Annotated in this window: 15 protein-coding genes; 7 read left to right on the top strand and 8 right to left on the bottom strand. The window is 71.0% G+C overall.

Annotation, left to right across the window (positions count from 1 at the left end):
* The first annotated feature begins 10 nt into the window (after positions 1 to 10).
* Positions 11 to 1,213, top strand: a complete 1,203-nt coding sequence (locus ACGFZK_RS17840) for a sensor histidine kinase (protein WP_393849796.1) — start codon at positions 11 to 13, stop codon at positions 1,211 to 1,213.
* 17 nt (positions 1,214 to 1,230) lie between these two features.
* The gene (locus tag ACGFZK_RS17835) at positions 1,231 to 1,905 is read left to right on the top strand and encodes a response regulator (protein WP_393849795.1); all 675 of its coding nucleotides are present in this window, start codon (positions 1,231 to 1,233) and stop codon (positions 1,903 to 1,905) included.
* A gap of 253 nt (positions 1,906 to 2,158) precedes the next feature.
* Here the strand turns inward: ACGFZK_RS17835 and ACGFZK_RS17830 are convergent, their stop codons facing one another.
* On the bottom strand, positions 2,159 to 3,586 hold the full coding sequence (locus tag ACGFZK_RS17830) for an ATP-binding protein (protein ID WP_393849841.1): 1,428 nt from the start codon (positions 3,584 to 3,586) through the stop codon (positions 2,159 to 2,161).
* Between the two features lie 152 nt (positions 3,587 to 3,738).
* Positions 3,739 to 3,951: a hypothetical protein gene (locus ACGFZK_RS17825; RefSeq protein WP_393849794.1), complete on the bottom strand. Its 213-nt coding sequence runs from the start codon at positions 3,949 to 3,951 to the stop codon at positions 3,739 to 3,741.
* Between the two features lie 175 nt (positions 3,952 to 4,126).
* On the opposite strand from ACGFZK_RS17825, the gene pglX reads away from it, so the two are divergent.
* The gene (gene pglX, locus ACGFZK_RS17820; RefSeq protein ID WP_393849793.1) at positions 4,127 to 7,657 is read left to right on the top strand and encodes a BREX-2 system adenine-specific DNA-methyltransferase PglX; all 3,531 of its coding nucleotides are present in this window, start codon (positions 4,127 to 4,129) and stop codon (positions 7,655 to 7,657) included.
* Here pglX and ACGFZK_RS17815 read toward each other — a convergent pair.
* Positions 7,654 to 9,006, bottom strand: coding sequence for a PH domain-containing protein (locus ACGFZK_RS17815; protein ID WP_393849792.1), 1,353 nt, complete (start codon positions 9,004 to 9,006; stop codon positions 7,654 to 7,656). The genes pglX and ACGFZK_RS17815 overlap by 4 nt on opposite strands.
* Positions 9,003 to 9,494 carry a PH domain-containing protein gene (locus ACGFZK_RS17810; RefSeq protein ID WP_393849791.1) on the bottom strand — a complete coding sequence of 164 codons (492 nt, stop codon included), beginning with the start codon at positions 9,492 to 9,494 and terminating at the stop codon, positions 9,003 to 9,005. The genes ACGFZK_RS17815 and ACGFZK_RS17810 overlap by 4 nt, the downstream gene beginning before the upstream one ends.
* 31 nt (positions 9,495 to 9,525) lie before the next feature.
* Here ACGFZK_RS17810 and ACGFZK_RS17805 point away from each other — a divergent pair, with 31 nt between their 5' ends.
* From ACGFZK_RS17805 to ACGFZK_RS17795, 3 genes are read left to right on the top strand one after another with little or no spacing between them, the layout of a single operon-like run.
* Complete coding sequence (locus ACGFZK_RS17805) at positions 9,526 to 10,668, top strand: NADH-quinone oxidoreductase subunit D (RefSeq protein WP_393849790.1); 1,143 nt, start codon at positions 9,526 to 9,528, stop codon at positions 10,666 to 10,668.
* 37 nt (positions 10,669 to 10,705) lie between these two features.
* Positions 10,706 to 11,554: an arylamine N-acetyltransferase gene (locus ACGFZK_RS17800; RefSeq protein ID WP_393849789.1), complete on the top strand. Its 849-nt coding sequence runs from the start codon at positions 10,706 to 10,708 to the stop codon at positions 11,552 to 11,554.
* Positions 11,555 to 11,583: 29 nt separating this feature from the next.
* Positions 11,584 to 11,799, top strand: coding sequence for a hypothetical protein (locus ACGFZK_RS17795; RefSeq protein ID WP_393849788.1), 216 nt, complete (start codon positions 11,584 to 11,586; stop codon positions 11,797 to 11,799).
* 69 nt (positions 11,800 to 11,868) lie between these two features.
* On the opposite strand, the gene ACGFZK_RS17790 is transcribed toward ACGFZK_RS17795, so the two are convergent.
* The 4 genes from ACGFZK_RS17790 to ACGFZK_RS17775 all read right to left on the bottom strand — a co-directional run bounded on the left by ACGFZK_RS17790 (position 11,869) and on the right by ACGFZK_RS17775 (position 15,446).
* Entirely contained in the window at positions 11,869 to 12,897 is a 1,029-nt protein-coding gene (locus ACGFZK_RS17790; protein ID WP_393849787.1) for a hypothetical protein, read from the bottom strand.
* Between the two features lie 98 nt (positions 12,898 to 12,995).
* The gene (locus ACGFZK_RS17785) at positions 12,996 to 13,988 is read right to left on the bottom strand and encodes an ABC transporter substrate-binding protein (protein WP_393849786.1); all 993 of its coding nucleotides are present in this window, start codon (positions 13,986 to 13,988) and stop codon (positions 12,996 to 12,998) included.
* A 66-nt stretch (positions 13,989 to 14,054) separates the two neighbouring features.
* Positions 14,055 to 14,720: an ABC transporter permease gene (locus tag ACGFZK_RS17780; protein WP_393849785.1), complete on the bottom strand. Its 666-nt coding sequence runs from the start codon at positions 14,718 to 14,720 to the stop codon at positions 14,055 to 14,057.
* A gap of 3 nt (positions 14,721 to 14,723) precedes the next feature.
* Positions 14,724 to 15,446, bottom strand: coding sequence for an ABC transporter permease (locus ACGFZK_RS17775; protein ID WP_393849784.1), 723 nt, complete (start codon positions 15,444 to 15,446; stop codon positions 14,724 to 14,726).
* A gap of 150 nt (positions 15,447 to 15,596) precedes the next feature.
* On the opposite strand from ACGFZK_RS17775, the gene ACGFZK_RS17770 reads away from it, so the two are divergent.
* On the top strand, positions 15,597 to 16,559 hold the full coding sequence (locus tag ACGFZK_RS17770; RefSeq protein ID WP_393849783.1) for an ABC transporter ATP-binding protein: 963 nt from the start codon (positions 15,597 to 15,599) through the stop codon (positions 16,557 to 16,559).
* Positions 16,560 to 16,610: the final 51 nt, after the last annotated feature.

Genomic DNA, 16,610 nt, shown 5'->3' with positions numbered 1-16,610 from the left:
TCTGGGTTACGTGCAGCGCCTCTACGACTTCCTCCGCAGACACCCGACGGGCGTCGACAGCTTCTGGGCTGTCCTCCTCTTCGGGATCGGGATGCTGCAAGTCGCCGACGACAGTTTCAGCAGCACCACCGCGCGGCTGCTGGCCGTCCCGGCGGTGGTCGCGATGAGCGTCGTGGTGGCCCTGCGCCGCAAGTGGACGCAGGGCATGTTCTGGCTGGCCGTCGGCACCGGCGTCTACAAGCTGATCACCCATACCGAGGTGAACAACGCCGACCTCGCGATGCTGATCATCCTGTACACGGTCGCCGCCTCGGCGGAGATCTCACGGCGGATGTCCCGTACCGCGTTCGCCATCGGAGTCCTCGCCTCCCCCCTGTACGCCCTGCGCTTCCAGGTGGACAAGGGCGACTTCCGCGACGACGTCCTCTTCATGCTCTTCGCCATCGTCCCCTTCGTCCTCGCCTGGGTGCTGGGCGACTCCCTGCGCACCCGCCGGGCCTACTACGCCCAGCTCGTCGAGCGCAACGAGCGCCTGGAGAACCAGCGCGAGGCCCAGGCCAAGGTGGCCGTGGCCGGCGAGCGCGCCCGGATCGCCCGCGAGCTGCACGACGTCGTCGCGCACAACGTCTCGGTGATGGTGGTCCAGGCGGACGGGGCGGCGTACGTCATGGACGTGGCCCCCGAGCAGGCCAAGGAAGCCCTCCAGACCATCTCCGGCACCGGCCGCCAGGCGCTGGCCGAGATGCGGCGGCTGCTGGGCGTGCTGCGCACCGGCGAGCCGCAGGAGTCCGAGGACTACGTGCCCCAGCCGGACGTCGAGCAGATCGAGGTCCTGGTCGAGCAGGTACGGGCGGCCGGGCTCACGGTGGACTTCGAGGTCGAGGGCGCGCCGCGGCGGCTGCCCAGCGGGGTCGAGCTGACGGCGTACCGGATCGTGCAGGAGGCACTGACCAACACCCGCAAGCACGGCGGCCCGGAGGCGAAGGCCAGCGTCCGGCTGGTCTACTTCGACGACGGGCTTGGCCTGCTGGTCGAGGACGACGGCCGGGGCGCGGCCCACGAGCTGTACGAGGACGGCGGCGCCGACGGCGCCGGGCACGGACTGATCGGCATGCGCGAGCGGATCGGTATGGTCGGCGGAACCCTGGACGCGGGGCCCCGGCCCGGTGGCGGCTTCCGGATCAGCGCACTGCTCCCCCTGAAGAAGAGATGACGAGGACGAGGTAACTGATGTCCATCCGAGTGATGCTGGTCGACGACCAGGTGCTGCTGCGCACCGGCTTCCGGATGGTGCTCGCCGCCCAGCCGGACATGGAGGTCGTCGCCGAGGCGGGCGACGGCCTGGAGGCGCTGGAGGTGCTGCGGGCCACGAAGGTGGACGTGGTGCTGATGGACGTCCGCATGCCCCGGCTGGACGGGGTCGAGGCGACGCGACGGATCTGCGAGCCGGAGGAGCACCCGAAGGTGATCATCCTGACCACCTTCGACCTGGACGAGTACGCCTTCTCGGGCCTGAAGGCGGGTGCGAGCGGGTTCATGCTGAAGGACGTCCCGCCGGGCGAGCTGCTCGCGGCCATCCGCTCGGTGCACAGCGGGGACGCGGTGGTGGCCCCGTCCACCACGCGGCGCCTGCTGGACCGCTTCGCGCCGATGCTGCCGACGACCACGCAGGAGCCGCAGAACAAGGAGATCGAGCGGCTGACGGAGCGCGAGCGCGAGGTCATGCTGCTGGTGGCGCAGGGCCTGTCGAACGGCGAGATCGCGGCCCGGCTGGTCCTCTCCGAGGCGACGGTGAAGACCCACGTGGGCCGCATCCTCACCAAGCTGGGCCTGCGCGACCGGGTCCAGGTGGTGGTCCTGGCATACGAGACGGGCCTGGTCCGCGCGGGCGGCAACGCGGGCTAGCTAGGGGGCGTCCTGCCGATCGGGCCGGATCGGGGAGCGGTGCCTGGTGCGTGCGGTCGCAAGGCCGGGGAGGGAGCCGACGCGGAGCGCCGGCGGCCGACGAGAACGCGGCGGGCGTGCGTGCCGGGTGTCGCGAGCCCGGCCTGATCGGCAAGACGGGCCCCAGGGCTGCCTTCGGGCCCCCTGGTCGCCCGGCCCGAGGGGAACCCCCGCCGGAGCGGGCGCCTGCGCGAGCCCCTCCTGCCGTTCGGTCCTATCCGAAGAGCCCGGCAGGGGTCACCCGGCCGTAAAGCTCTTCGAGACCGATCAAGAGCACGTCTCCCCCGCCCCGCGCCACCTCGTCTCGCAGTGCGTCGCTGAATCCCCCCGCGCTGAAGCAGGCGAGCGCACACCGGGTGACGTCCATTCCGCGCCCGGCGAGCACCTCTCGCGCGCGCCGGAGCCTCTCCACGTGGTTCTGCCCCATGACCGTCCCCCATTTGGCCTCGCCCAGCATCGCCACCGTCGGCCTCCTGCCTCCGGTCCCGGATTCGACGACGGCGACGTCGATCTGGATCTGCCGGCGGGTCGCGGGATCGGACACGATGCCGCCACCCACCTGACCGAACGAGGTACCGAGCAGGGACCTCCCCGGGCCGAGCACGTACTCACGACAGATCGCCTCGAAGTGCGGTCCTGCCACCTGCGCCGCGAAACGCTCCGCCGACTGCGCCCAGACCTCGGCCGCGTGCCCGCTCTCCAGCCGGGCCCACGCCGGACGCATCACCGCCTCATAGAAGTTGATCAAGGGCTCGGTGATCCGGTACTGGGATTTCCCGGCCCGGAAGAGATCCGCTTCCCGCACCAACAGGTGACTGTCCTCCAGCACGTTGAGCGGGTGGGAGATGTCCACCGACTTGCGGCCGATGTAGCCCGCGATCCCGCCCCTCGTGCTGTTTCCCTGAGCCACCGCGGCGAGCACCGAGTGATACAGGGCGCCGTCACGGATGTCCGCTTCTTCGGCGAGCAGGTACCGCGCCTCGCGGAAGAGCGGGCTGTACGGCGACAGGACCGTACGGCAGATCCAGTCGCCGAACCCTTCCAGGCTCCCGGGAACGTCATCCGCCAGGAACTGCCGCCGGTAGGCGGGCGTACCACCGAGCACGGCGTGGAGCCGGGCGGCAAGGGCGGGACTTCCGGCGACGTCCCAGAAGTCGGCGGCAGCTCGATATCCGAAGGGTCGCACCACCAGTTCCAGCTGCGCCCGCCCCCGCAACGGCGCGGTACTGGCGAGCAGCCCTCCCATGACGGACATCGCCGATCCGCACAGGAGCAACCTCATCCGGTTCTCCTCGACCTGGTACCGGTCGATCTCCCGCTGGATGAGCGAGGGCAGTTCCGGTGCGGCCTTCGCCAGGTAGGGAAACTCGTCGATGACCACGAGCAGTGGCCCGGTCCCCCGGTCAGCGGCGCCGAGCCCGAAGAGGTACGAGATCGCGTCGTCCCAGGTGGCGAAGGAGAAGGGGACCGGGGAGCCCGCGTGTTCCGCCAGCGCTGCCCCGAACTGACGCAGAGACTCCGCCTCGGTCGCAGCCGTGGCCCCGAAGTAGAAGCCCTGCTGCTGCTCCACCAGGGCGCGCAGCAGGTAGGTCTTGCCCATGCGCCGCCGGCCGCTGACGATGCCGAGCATCGCGTGCGGCATCGGTCTGCCCACGAAGGCGGTGAGGCCTTCCCACTCCGCACCGCGATCGAAGACGTGGGACGGCTTGCTCGGCCCTGAGCGATGACGCAATTCTCGTTCTCCTTAGGAGTACACCCCTAAGGAGTGTACTCCTCACCACACGCCCGCCCCGGTCATTCAGTGGGCCCTCCGCCGGCAAGGAACTGCCGAGCGCCGAACCCGAGAAACATGAGCCCCGCGAAGGTGGCCCCGCCGGCCGCACACGAGGCGGCCAGCCCCTCCTTGGCCACCATGAAGATCGCAAAGGCGACCACCGCACCAACGAAGCTGCCGATCGTGATGATCGCCAGCCAGACGCCCCGAAATGCCGGGTTGTTAGCACTCATTGAGACTCCCCTTCGCCGCGGCCGGGTGGAGTCGGTCGACTGCACCGCCAACGAAGAGGCTAGAGGAGCGAGCTAACACTCTCAAGCTTTTACGACACTCTCACGGTGATAACCTGAACGGGATGGACCGGAAGCCCGGGCGCACCGCGAGAACCACCGACCCAGGAAGCGGCACATGATCTCCAGCAACCTCCTGCCCCAGGACCTGGCGCGGCTGGCCACCCTCCTCGGACGAGACCTGCGCGAGCGCGCCCGGACCGGTACGGCCACCGCAGCCCTGGCGGACGAGTACGAGCACCTCAGGGCGAAGTCACTCATCTCCGCCACCTGGCACAGCTGGCTGGACGAAAAGGTCGCCCAAGTGGCCGCTGCCTGGGTGCTCGCCACGGCCATCGTCAGGTTCTGCGAGGACAACGAGCTGCTCGACTCGCCCGCCATCGTCGGGGCCGAAGACGGGGCGCACGCGCGTGAAGTGATCATCAACGCAGTGGACCGGCTCAGCTCCCAGCCGACGATGGCCCAGGTCTTCAGCCGGCGGACGAACCCCATGTGGAGGATCGAGCCCAGTCAGGAAGCCTGCGCCGCGCTCCTGGCTTTCTGGAATCTCCGCTCCCCGGACGGTCTCCTCGTCCACGACTTCACGGACGAGTCACGAGGAACCCGCTTCCTCCTGGACCTGTACTCCGGCCTCAACGAGCAGGCCCGCACGGTGTACGGATCGGTGCCGACCCCAGAGTTCGTGGTCACCCTCATCCTCGATCTCACCCTCGATCCGGCGCTCGACACGTTCGCGCCTTCCCTCTCGGCGCTACAGGAGTTCCGGGCCATCGATCCCGCCTGCGGGTCGGGAAACTTCCTCATCGGCGCCTTCGATCGCCTCTTCCGGCGATGGACCGACATCGGAAGCGACATGAGTCCGTGGCAGCGGGCCGCCCGAGCCCTGAGATCACTTCACGGGTGCGACATCGACCCCTGTGCGGTGAGCATCACTCGCTTCCGTCTCCTCATCGCCGCCATGAACGCCACGGGGGAACGGCGCCTGGACGACGTGCCGGACCTGCCCATCGTGGTCACGGCTGCAGATGCGCTGATCAAGGGCCTGGGTACCGAGCCCACCCCCTCCCTCTTCCGATCGGAACCGGACCCGACCGAGTCCGGGCCGGAGCAGGAGTTCGCCGAGTACGCGGACCGGCACGGGCTCTTCGGTCCCGACGGCTACGACGTGGTGGTGTCCAACCCGCCGGCCGTCACCGTCAAGGACAAGGCGCTGTTCGCGACCTACCGCGACGCCTACCAGAGCTGCAGCGGGCGCTACGCACTGACGGTTCCCTTCACGGAACTCGCCTTCCTCCTCACCAGGAGGAAGGCGGGCCACGTCGGTCAGCTGTTGGCCAATTCCTTCATGAAGCGGGAGTTCGGTCAGCAGCTCGTCGAGCGTGTGCTGACCCAGGTGGAGATCTCTCACGTGATCGACACGTCAGGGGCCTACATCCCCGGCCACGGCGCACCCACGGCCATCCTGGTCGGGCAGAGCCGCACCCCTGATCCGGCACGGCCCGTTCATGTCGTCGTGGGGCGCCGAGGCGAACCCGAGGCCCCCGAGAACCCGGGCGAGGGTCTCGTCTGGCAGTCACTGCGTCGCATGTCCTGTGCGACCGACGTCGCTGACCTGTGGGCCGAGTCCTTCCTCCAGGACCGTGGTGAGCTGGCCGCCTTCCCGTGGAACTTGGCGGACTCGTCCGTCAGGGACCTGCTGCACCACATGGAACGGGGGGAACGGCTCCGCGAACGTGTTGCCCGGATCGGCTACGGGGCCAACACGGGTTCCGACGACGCGTTCTGCGCTCCGGCGCACTCGTTCGACCGCCATGGCACGGAGAAGCAGGCCCGCGTACAGGTACTGACCGGTTCCGGGGTGCGCGACTGGGGTGCGCACGCCGACTCCGAGGCGTTCTTCACCCGCGGGGGCAAACACCTCGAGCTCCTCGATCTGGACCAGCTTCCGGGTCACAGCCGCCGCCTGTGGCCCTACAAGTCGGATCTGAGCCAGCGCGCCGGTATCAAGAAGAGATCGCAGTGGTACGACTGGCATCAGGTCGCCCCGGCCTGGAACGTGCACCCGTGGTCCATCACCTTCCCCTGGGTGTCCACGCACCCGCACTTCAGCCTGCTCCGGGGCTCCCTGGTCCCGCTCAACTCCGCGCCGGTCATCAAGCTCCCGCCGAACGCGTCGGACACGGAACACCTCCAGCTGCTGGGAGTCCTCAACAGCTCAGCCGTCTGCTTCTGGCTCAAGCAGATGAGCCAGAGCAAGGGGCAGCCCAGAGCAGGTCAGCTGCGTGGTGGCGAGTCATGGGAAAAGATCTACGAGTTCACCTCGACCCGGCTGCTCGACCTGCCCCTGCCCGGCACGTTCCCTGCCGGCCATGCCGAAGAGCTCGACCGCCTCGCCACCCAGCTGACGGCATACCGATCGGAAATGTCCGCCCCCGATACGCGGCTCACCCCGGAATACCTGGCATCGGCGGAGCGCCGATACGCTGCGGCGCGCGCCCGGATGGTGAGTCTCCAGGAGGAGCTGGACTGGCAGGTGTACGGCATGTACGGACTGCTCCCCGACGACAGCCACGTGACCGGGCCGCTGCCGGACGTACCGGCGATCGAAGTCGGCCGGCGCGCGTTCGAGATCGTGCTGGCGCGCCAGGTGGCGAGCGGCGAGTCCTCCTCGACATGGTTCGAGCGGCACGGGGTGCTCCCCGTGACCGAACCTCCCCGTGATTGGCCGCCCGCATATCGGGACCTCGTGCAACGCCGCATCGAGGCCATCTCCGGGAGTCCTGTGCTGGCTCTGCTCGAGCAGGCGGAGTACAAGCACCGCTGGTCGGTCCCGGACTGGCCGAACATGGTCCAGGCCACCCTTCGGGACCGCATGCTCGACCTCTGCGAAAGTCCCGGTCTGTGGCATGTGGAAGAGAACGGGCGAAGCCGCCCGGTCACCCACACCGTGCGGGAACTGGCCGAGCTACTGGAGGAGGACGGGGAGTTCGTCGCTCTCGCGTCCCTCTACGCCCCTGAGGCGCGCTTCCTCGACACGGTGAGAAACCTGATCGCGGACACCCATGTCCCTGCGGCCGCGGCACTGCGCTACAAAGCATCCGGGCTGGCCAAGCGGCGGCGATGGGAGGTGACGTGGGAACAGCAATGGCGGCAGGAGCAGGCCCGAGGACACGCAGATGATCAGGGGCCCGGCGTCGGCAACGGCGCATCGCCCGTTCCGCCACGCTTCACCTCCGCGGACTTCCTCAAGCCGTCCTACTGGCAGCAACGCGGCAAGCTCGACATCCCCAACGAACGGTTCACCTCGTATTTGCCGCCCTTCTCTCCGCTGTCATCGACCACGGTGATCGGCTGGGCCGGATGGGACGCCGAGGAGCGCGCGAGGGCACTGCTCGGTCTCCTCGAATCCAGCGCCGCCGCCCTGGCCCAAAGCCCGGAGTCGGCACTGCCTCTGCTCGCGGCGCTGCAGGAAGTCCTGCCCTGGGTACCCCGGACCGGATGCGGACTCGGCCCGGTCGAGCCCTCGCACGCGTACGACGAGATGCGGGTCGCCTTCAACCATCACCAAGACGAGCTCGGGGTCTCCGCGGACGCCATCGCGTCCTGGCGTCCTCCCGCCCCGAAGCGGGGGCGGCCGCGCCAGAGCTAGGCCGTCTCTTCCGGCGCCGTCATCCAGCGGTCCGGGCGGGCCGAGGCGCGGGAGGTGCGGGAGCGGGCGGCCTGGGCGTGGAGCAGGGCCGCGGCCTCGGGTTCCGGGCGGAGCCGGGCCGTGACCGTGCAGTTCGCGCCGGTGTCCACGTGGACGTCGGCCACGCCGCGGGATCGGGCCCACGGGCCCTGCGCGAAGCGCACGCTCTGCACCTTGGCGTGCGGGACGATGTCCGTACGCAGGCACAGGCGGCCGTGCCGGGCGGCGAACACCTCCGGGGAGACGGCCAGGGCGTAGCCCTTCCACCACACCGGGACCACCCAGCGGGATCCGGCCCGCGGGGAGCCGGAGAAGGACAGGGCCGCCAGGTCCACCCCGGGCAGCACCCGGGCGATGACGGCGACGGCGGCGTCCCGCGAGGCCACCGGGACCAGGACCGAGTTCTTCGAGCCCGCGACCTTGAGCTCCACGCGGACCAGGCCGCGCCGCCGCCACAGCAGCGGCTCCACGATCCGTACGCATTGCACGCGCCCCGGCGGCACGGTCTCGTGGGCCCGGTCCAGCATGCCGTGGTCCAGGCGCAGCCCGTCCGGGGACTCGGCGACCCGCCAGTCGTACTCGGTCAGGAAGCGGCCCGCGGTGCCCGCCCAGACCGCGCCGAGCATCGGGAGCACGGAGACGAGGGCCGCCCACGGGCTGGAGCTGAGCCACCACACGACGGCCGGCACGATCAGCCCGGGGACCAGCAGGACCCAGACTCCCAGGTTGAGCAGCAGGGACACGACGAGCTCGCGCGGGGTCACCCGCAGCAGTTCGCGTTCGGGGGCCTCGCCCAGCCGTACGGCCTCCTCGGGGGCGAAGCCCGCCGCCCGGGCGAGGAGTTCGGCGCGCAGGGCGACGGCGTCCTTCTCGCTGAGGAAGGACAGCTGGTCCTTCTCCTCGGTGCCGATGACGTCGAGCCGCAGACTGGCGACTCCGGTGAGCCGGGCCAGGAGCGGCCGGGTGACGTCCACGGCCTGGAGCCGGTCGAGGCGGATGTGCGCGGTGCGCCGGAAGAGGAGCCCGCTGCGGATGCGCAGTTCGGTGTCGGTGATGGCGTAGTGGGTGAACCACCAGCTCAGGAAGCCGTACATGCCGAACACCAGGATCAGGCCGGCCACCGCCGCCACCCGCAGGAGGGTGGAGAGGTCGGCCACCCATCTGCCGGCCCGGTCGCCCTGCTGGGCGATCACGCCGACGGTCGCGGCGATCGGCACCCAGGCGCGGCGCAGCGGGGTGAAGGGGTGCAGCCGGCGTTCCGTGACGGAAAGGGCCTGCTCCGCGGCGCCGTCGGCCGGTGCGGGGCTCACAGACCCGCCGACCTTGCCTCGCCGAGGGCGCTGAGCCGATCGCGCAGCCGCTCCGCCTCGGCCGGCAACAGCCCGGGGATCTTGGCGTCACTGGCCGCCGCAGCCGTGTGCAGCTGTACGGAGGCCAGGCCGAAGCGGCGCTCCAGGGGGCCGGAGGTGACCTCTACCAGTTGCATCCGGCCGTACGGGACCACGGTCTCCTCCCGCCAGAGCACGCCCCGGCTGATCAGCAGGTCGTCCGCGCGCTCGGCGTAGCGCCAGGACCGCCAGTTCCGGCCCAGGAGCGCCCAGCCCCAGGCCAGGACCACCAGCCAGAACGCTCCGACGGCCGCCCACGCCGGGCCGAGCGTCAGCCCCAGGACGACGCCGGTCACCACGGCGGGCAGCACCGTCCAGATCACCAGCAGCGTCCGCCGCAGAGTGAGCAGCCCGCCCGGCAGCGCCACCCATGCGGGTCCGCCCGTCTCACCCATCGTCCCCGTTTCCATGGGTCCACACTAGGGCTGAGACAATGCCCGCATGACGGAGACCACGGTCGGTATCGGCGGAGCGGCGGAGAGCACCGACATGGTGCTCAACATCGGCCCCCAGCACCCTTCCACGCACGGCGTGCTGCGCCTGCGCCTCGTCCTGGACGGCGAGCGGATCGTCAGTGCCGAACCGGTGGTCGGCTATATGCACCGCGGCGCCGAGAAACTCTTCGAGGCCCGTGACTACCGGCAGATCGTGATGCTCGCGAACCGGCACGACTGGCTGTCCGCGTTCTCGAACGAGCTGGGCGTGGTCATGGCCGTCGAGCGGATGCTCGGCATGGAGGTGCCCGAGCGGGCCGTGTGGATGCGGACGCTGCTGGCCGAGCTGAACCGGGTGCTGAACCACCTGATGTTCCTCGGCTCGTACCCGCTCGAACTGGGTGGAATCACCCCGATCTTCCACGCGTTCCGGGAGCGCGAGGAGCTCCAGGCCGTCATGGAGGAGATCTCCGGCGGCCGCATGCACTACATGTTCAACCGGGTCGGCGGCCTGAAGGAGGACCTCCCGGCCGGCTGGCTCGGCCGGGCGCGCGCCGCGATCGCCGACGTCCGGACCCGGATGGACGTCTACGACAAGCTGGTCCACGGGAACGAGATCTTCCGCGCCCGGACCCGCGGCGTCGGGGTGCTGTCCGCCGAGGCGGTGCACGCGTACGGGGTCTCCGGCCCGATCGCCCGCGCCTCCGGCGTCGACTTCGACCTGCGCCGCGACGAGCCGTACCTGGCCTACGGCGAGCTCCAGGACGTCCTGAAGGTGGTCACCCGCACCGAGGGCGACTGCCTCGCCCGCTTCGAGTGCCTGCTGGACCAGACCCACAACGCACTCGACCTGGCCGTGGCCTGCCTGGACCGGATGGACGTTCTGCCGCCGGGGCCGGTCAACCAGCGGCTGCCCAAGGTCCTGAAGGCGCCGGAGGGGCACACGTACGCCTGGACCGAGAACCCGCTCGGCATCAACGGCTACTACCTGGTCTCCAAGGGCGAGAAGACCCCGTACCGGCTGAAGCTGCGCAGCGCCTCGTACAACAACATCCAGGCGCTGGCCGTGCTGCTCCCGGGGCAGCTGGTCGCGGACATGGTGGCGATCTTGGGTTCGCTCTTCTTCGTGGTCGGCGACATCGACAAATAGCCCGTCCCGGGGACATGTCCGGATCTAGGGTGGGTCCATGATCCCTGGTATATACACCGATTATCTGGGCCGGATCGGCATCACGGACCCCGGATCCCCCTCCGCCGAAGGGCTGTTCGCGCTCGCGCGGGCCCATCTGGAGCGGATCCCGTTCGAGAACACCGAGATCCAGCTGGGCCGGCCGCCGGACATCGACCCCGAGCTGTCCGTGCGCCGCCTCGGCGAGGGGCGCGGCGGGTACTGCTTCCATCTCAACGGCGCCTTCGCGGCGCTGCTGGAGCACCTCGGGTACGACGTGACGCGCCACCTCGGGGGCATGTGCGCGGACCGGGACTCCGAGGAGGTGAGCGGAGACCACCTCACCCTGACCGTACGGATCGACGGGCAGGTCTTCTTCGTGGACGTCGGCCTGGGCGACGGACCGCCGGAGCCGCTGCCGCTGCGCGAGGGCCGGTACGAGCGGGGCTTCCGGTACGGCCTGAGGCCGCTGGGGAGCCCGGACGCGGCCGACGCCGGCTGGACCTTCCTCAACGAGGACTCGCCCTTCCCCGCGATGAACTTCCGCTCGGCCCCCGCGGCCATGGCCGACTTCGCGGACGAGCACCTGCGGCTGTCCACCGCCGAGGACTCCCCCTTCCTGCAGTCCTTCTTCATGCTGCGGCGCACCGCCGGGGCCGTCGACCGGCTGCACGGCAGGACCTTGATCCACCTCGACCCGCAGGGCGGGAGCGACAAGCGCGAACTGGCCTCCCCGGAGGAACTCTTCGACGCCATGGCCACGGTCTTCGGGCGGGAGCTCGACGACCTGACGCACGCGGACCGGGCGTCGCTGTGGGCGCGGGTGCAGCGGGCGCACGAGGCGTGGCTCGCCTCCCAGCAGGGCTGATGTCGGTGCGGCAGGGCACACTGGGCGCCATGTCCCACTCTCCCCGCCGGGCCTGCCCCGCCTGCGGCCGCGACTGCGCCGTCACCGCCGGGCGGATCGCCCGCCACGATCCGCCCGGAGGGCGGGGCCGCGGCGACCTGGTGTCCTGCCCCGGATCCCGGGCCCGGGTGGTGCTCGGCGCCTCCGCGCCGACGCTGGACGGCTTCGTGCTGTCCGAACACCCGGGGCAGCTACCGCTGTTCTGAGGCTCCGGGTTCGGGGGTTTTCCCCCGCGGCGCGCGGGTGCCGACCGGATGTCGGGGGCCGGCGGTGCCCTACGAGATCGCGGTGCGGAGGCGGGCCACGTCGATCGGCTCGGTCTCGTCATGGGCCGTCAGGTCGATGACCTGGCCCACCGCGCGGGTCTCGTCGGTCGCCGGCTTGAACTCCGGCTCCACGACGGCCTGCGCGGACTCCGCCTTGTGCACCGCGAGGGCCTCGGCGCCGACCACGTCGGCCAGGTCCTCGTTCTGGACCGCCTCGATCGCCGCGCGGGCCTGCGCCGCGTTCTTGGTGCCGAAGAAGTCGAAGCCGCCCTCGACGCGGGAGGCCGTACGCCGCTGGGCCGCGTACGGGGCCACCGCGGCCGCCGGGCGACGTGCGGGCAGCGAGGCCGCGACCGCGGGGGCCGGTGAAGGGGTCTGCGCGTGGCCGCGACCGGGATCGTGATCGGGGTCCGGCTCCGGGGCGGACGGCGCCGCGGGCAGTTCCCGCGTCTGCATCCTGCGGGCCAGCGCCCCGAGGGCCGCGTGGGCCCGGGCGTAGCCCACCGCGGTGGGCGCGCCCGCCGAGGTGCGCTCCTCGGTGACGGCCGGAAGTTCCTTCGGCGCGGCGGCGGCCGGAGCTGCGGAGGCCTCGATGGCGAGCAGCCGGCGGCCCTCCAGGGCGCTGGCGCGCTCGGTCTCGGCGGTCGCGTACCGCCGCAGCAGCGCCGCGTGCTCGCCGCGCAGGCCCGCGAGTTCGACCCGCTTGGCGCGCAGCTTGGTGTCGAGCCTGGCCCGCAGCATCCGGGCTTCCTCGAGGTCGGATTCGAGCTCGGCTATCCGCTCGTCCGTCCGCCACTCGTCCTTGACGCGCTCGCGCCCGAGCTCCGCGACGCGGCGGCCCGCCGAGCGGTCCCAGGCGCGCATGACGACGGCGCCGGCGACCCCGGCGGCGGCCGTGACGGCCACGAGCAGCCGCAGCGCCATCGGTTCCGCCAGCAACCAGGCCGCGCCCGCGCCGGCGACGGACACGCCGGCCACGGTCGTCGGCGTGAGCAGCCGGTGCAGGGGTTCGGGATTGCGGTGGCGTCCACGGGGCATGGCCCGAAATTTACAGGGCACGGGGGTCGAGTGGGATACCCGCCCGGCAAACTCTTCCCGGGCGGTTACCGCACATTTCTCCATCAACCCCGTGAGCGCTACTTCTTCAGCAGGCCCTTGGCCTCCAGATAGGCCTTCGCGACGTCGGCCGGCTTGGCGCGCTCGGCGTCCACCTTGCGGTTCAGATCGACCAGATCGGCCGTCGTGAGGACCTTGGTCAGCTTGTCGAGCGCGGCCGCGACCTCCGGGGCGCCCGCGTCCTTGGCGTTGACCACCGGCAGGACGTTGTCGGCGTTCTGGAGCTTCTTGTCGTCGTCCAGCAGGACCAGGCCGTAGCCGTCGAGCGTGGCGTCGGTGGTCGTGGTGAGCACGAGCTGGTCGGCGCCGTCCTTGACCGCCTGCTTGGCCTGCGGGGTGCCGACGCCCTTCGGGTCGATGCCGGAAACCTGAATTCCGTACGTCTTGGTCAACCCCGGTGCGCAGAAGGGCCGGACGCTGCATTCGTCGCCCGCAGCGATCTTCACCTTGAGTCCGGACTTACCAAGATCGGAAAGCGTCTTCAGGTTGTTCTTCCCGGCGAATTCCCTGGTCACCGCGAATGCGTTCTGGTCGACCGCCTCTCCGGCGGCCAGCGCCTTCAGGCCGAGCGGGGCCGCGAGCTTCTCCAGGCCCGCCACCGTCGCCGCGACGTCGCTGGAGGCGACCGGCTTCTCCTCGGGCGCCTTCGGGCCGTTCACCTTGGCGTTGAGGAACTCCGCGAGGGTGGCCGCGTACTCCGGGACGACGTCGATCTCGCCCTTCTCCAGCGAGGGCTCGTACAGCTCACGGTTGTTGACCGTCTTGACCGACGTGCTGTAGCCGGCGTCCTTCAGCACCTGCGCGTACAGCTCGGCCAGCACGTTCGACTCGGTGAAGCCGGCCGCGCCGATCACCAGGCTGCCCTTGCCGCCGCCCGCGGACGAGGAGGAGCCGGCGGAGGCCGCGCCGCCGTCCTTGCTCTTCTCCAGGCTGTCGCCGCCGCACGCGGCCAGCGACACCGTCAGCGCCAGGGCGCCCAGGGACGCGCCGAGGACGCGCGTGGTCTTGGTCATGGAGGTACTCCGTTTCGAGGCGATGGACAGGGATCAGCGGGGTCGGCGGGAACGGGATCAGCGCGATCAGCGGGACGCCGCCCGCGGCAGCAGCCGGTCCGCCGCCACCAGCGCGCCCTCCACCAGCAGGGCGAGCGCGGCCACCAGCAGGGCGCCGGCGACGACCTGCGCGGTGTTGTACGTGTTGAAGCCGGCGGTGATGATCCGGCCGAGCCCGCCCTGGCCGACCATGGCGGCGATCGTGGCCGTGGCGATGACCTGCACGGCGCCGGAGCGCAGCCCGGTCATCACCAGGCCGCGCGCGAGCGGCAGTTCGACGCGCAGGAAGAGCTGGCTGCCGGACATGCCCATGCCTCGGGCGGCCTCCACCACCGAGCGGTCCACCTCGCGCATGCCGACGTACGCGTTCGTCAGCAGCGGCGGGACGGCGAACAGCACGAGCGCGGCGATGGTGGGCAGGTAGCCGGCGTTGCGCAGCGGGGAGACCATGAACAGCGCCAGCACCGCGAAGACGGGGACGGCGCGGCCGATGTTGGAGATGTTGATCGCGAGGGAGCCGCCCCTGCCCAGGTGGCCGAGGTACAGGCCGATCGGCAGCGCCACCGCGCAGGCGATCGCGAGCGCGACCCCGCTGACGTAGACGTGCTCGCCGAGCCGGTGCCAGACACCGCTCTCCCCCGACCAGTTGGCGCCGTTCGCCAGCCAGTCCCAGGCCCCTCCGAGGACGCCCACGGCTCAGACCCCCTTCCCCGGCACCGGGGTCGGGGCCGGATCCACGGACCGGCCGCCGGCACCGGCCCGGGTCCACGGGGTGAGCAGCCGCTGCAGGCCGAGCAGCAGCAGGTCGGCCACGAGCGCGAGCAGCACGCACAGCACGGAGGCGGTGAGCACCTGGGCCTTGAAGGAGCTGTTCACAGCCGGGGCGATGAGGTTGCCGAGACCGCCCTTGCCGACGATGGAGCCGACCGTGGTCAGCGCGACCGTCGAGACGGTGGCGATCCGTACGCCGGCGAGCAGCGCGGGCAGCGCGAGCGGCAGTTCGACCTGCCACAGCAGCCGCCCCGGGCCGTACCCCATGCCGCGCGCGGCCTCCCGTACGTCCTCGGGGACGGCCTCCAGGCCGGCCAGCACGTTGCGGACCAGGATCGTCAGCGAATACAGCACCAGCCCGGTCACCACCAGCGACGCCGAGAGTCCGAAGACCGGCAGCAGCAGGGAGAACATGGCCAGCGAGGGGATCGTGTAGAGCAGGGTGGTGAGGGCCAGGACGGGCGCCGCCCAGTGACGGCCGCGGCGGGCCAGCAGGGCGAGCGGTACGGACACGGCGATGCCGATCAGGACGGACACGCCCGTGATCCATATGTGTTCGAGGGTGGCGTCGGTGAGTTCCTGGGAGCGGGAGGTGACGTAGTCCCAGCAGATCCAGTCGTTCGCCACCAGGCAGTTCTGCCCGGCCATGCCGCTCACCCCCCACTGTTCGAACGTACGTCTTCACGATCACCCGGTCAGAGCGACCCTAACCCCCGCCACCCTCAATGGCCGGATTCCTTCGCAGTGGGGCAACATGCCCTTCACAAATCAGCGGCGGCCGTGGGGAAGGATGGGTCCGTGATCCGATTCGAGCATGTGACCAAGCGCTACCCCGACGGGACGACTGCCGTCGAGGACCTGTCCTTCGAGGTCGCGGAGGGGGAGCTGGTCACGCTCGTGGGACCGTCCGGTTGCGGCAAGACGACCACGATGAAGATGGTCAACCGCCTCATCGACCCGACCGCCGGCCGGATCCTGCTGAACGGCGAGGACATCGCGGCCGCCGATCCGGTCGAGCTGCGCCGCCGGATCGGGTACGTCATCCAGCAGGTCGGGCTGTTCCCGCACAAGACGGTGCTGGAGAACACGGCGACCGTGCCGCAGCTGATCGGCACCCCGAAGGCGCAGGCCCGCGCCCGGGCGGCCGAGCTGCTCGAACTGGTCGGCCTGGACCCGTCCGTGTACGGGGGCCGGTACCCGGAGCAGCTGTCGGGCGGGCAGCGCCAGCGCGTCGGCGTGGCCCGCGCGCTCGCCGCCGATCCGCCGGTGCTGCTGATGGACGAGCCGTTCGGCGCGGTGGACCCGGTGGTGCGCGAGCGGCTGCAGAACGAGTTCCTGACGCTGCAGCGGACGGTACGCAAGACGATCCTGCTGGTCACCCACGACCTGGAGGAGGCGATCCGGCTCGGCGACCGCATCGCGGTCTACGGGACGGGCACCATCGAGCAGTTCGCCCGCCCGGCGGCGGTGCTCGGGGCGCCGGCCACCGAGTACGTGGCCTCCTTCGTCGGCGCCGACCGGGGGCTCAAGCGGCTCGCGGTCACCGCGGTCGAGGCGGCGGACCTGGCGCCGGCGGAGGGGAAGGCCCCGGCGGCGTCGGTGGAGCTGGGGGCGACGCTGCGCGAGGCACTCGCGGCCCTGCTGCAGGAGGACTCGGGGCGGATCGGGGTCACGGACCCGGAATCCGGCGCGCTGGCCGGCGTACTGACCCCGGAGGGCGTGCACCGGGCGCTGCGCCGGGCCCGGCTGCAGGAGGCGTAGCGCCCCGGCACGCGGGACCAACGGGACCCGCGGGAGCCCCGGAAGCTCCGG

Source organism: Streptomyces sp. NPDC048257 (genome assembly GCF_043201855.1).
Classification (GTDB): Bacteria; Actinomycetota; Actinomycetes; order Streptomycetales; family Streptomycetaceae; genus Streptomyces.
Note: the sequence above shows the minus strand (reverse complement) of the source record. Positions and strands in the feature narration are given on the sequence as shown.

Bases quoted from the DNA above. Each gene is read 5' to 3' on its own strand.
- ACGFZK_RS17835 (WP_393849795.1), top strand. From the start codon at position 1,231: ATGTCCATCCGAGTGATGCTGGTCGACGACCAGGTGCTGCTGCGCACC.
- ACGFZK_RS17830 (WP_393849841.1), bottom strand. From the start codon at position 3,586: ATGCCGCACGCGATGCTCGGCATCGTCAGCGGCCGGCGGCGCATGGGC.
- ACGFZK_RS17825 (WP_393849794.1), bottom strand. From the start codon at position 3,951: ATGAGTGCTAACAACCCGGCATTTCGGGGCGTCTGGCTGGCGATCATC.
- pglX (WP_393849793.1), top strand. From the start codon at position 4,127: ATGATCTCCAGCAACCTCCTGCCCCAGGACCTGGCGCGGCTGGCCACC.
- ACGFZK_RS17810 (WP_393849791.1), bottom strand. From the start codon at position 9,494: ATGGAAACGGGGACGATGGGTGAGACGGGCGGACCCGCATGGGTGGCG.
- ACGFZK_RS17805 (WP_393849790.1), top strand. From the start codon at position 9,526: ATGACGGAGACCACGGTCGGTATCGGCGGAGCGGCGGAGAGCACCGAC.
- ACGFZK_RS17800 (WP_393849789.1), top strand. From the start codon at position 10,706: ATGATCCCTGGTATATACACCGATTATCTGGGCCGGATCGGCATCACG.
- ACGFZK_RS17795 (WP_393849788.1), top strand. From the start codon at position 11,584: ATGTCCCACTCTCCCCGCCGGGCCTGCCCCGCCTGCGGCCGCGACTGC.
- ACGFZK_RS17790 (WP_393849787.1), bottom strand. From the start codon at position 12,897: ATGCCCCGTGGACGCCACCGCAATCCCGAACCCCTGCACCGGCTGCTC.
- ACGFZK_RS17785 (WP_393849786.1), bottom strand. From the start codon at position 13,988: ATGACCAAGACCACGCGCGTCCTCGGCGCGTCCCTGGGCGCCCTGGCG.
- ACGFZK_RS17775 (WP_393849784.1), bottom strand. From the start codon at position 15,446: ATGGCCGGGCAGAACTGCCTGGTGGCGAACGACTGGATCTGCTGGGAC.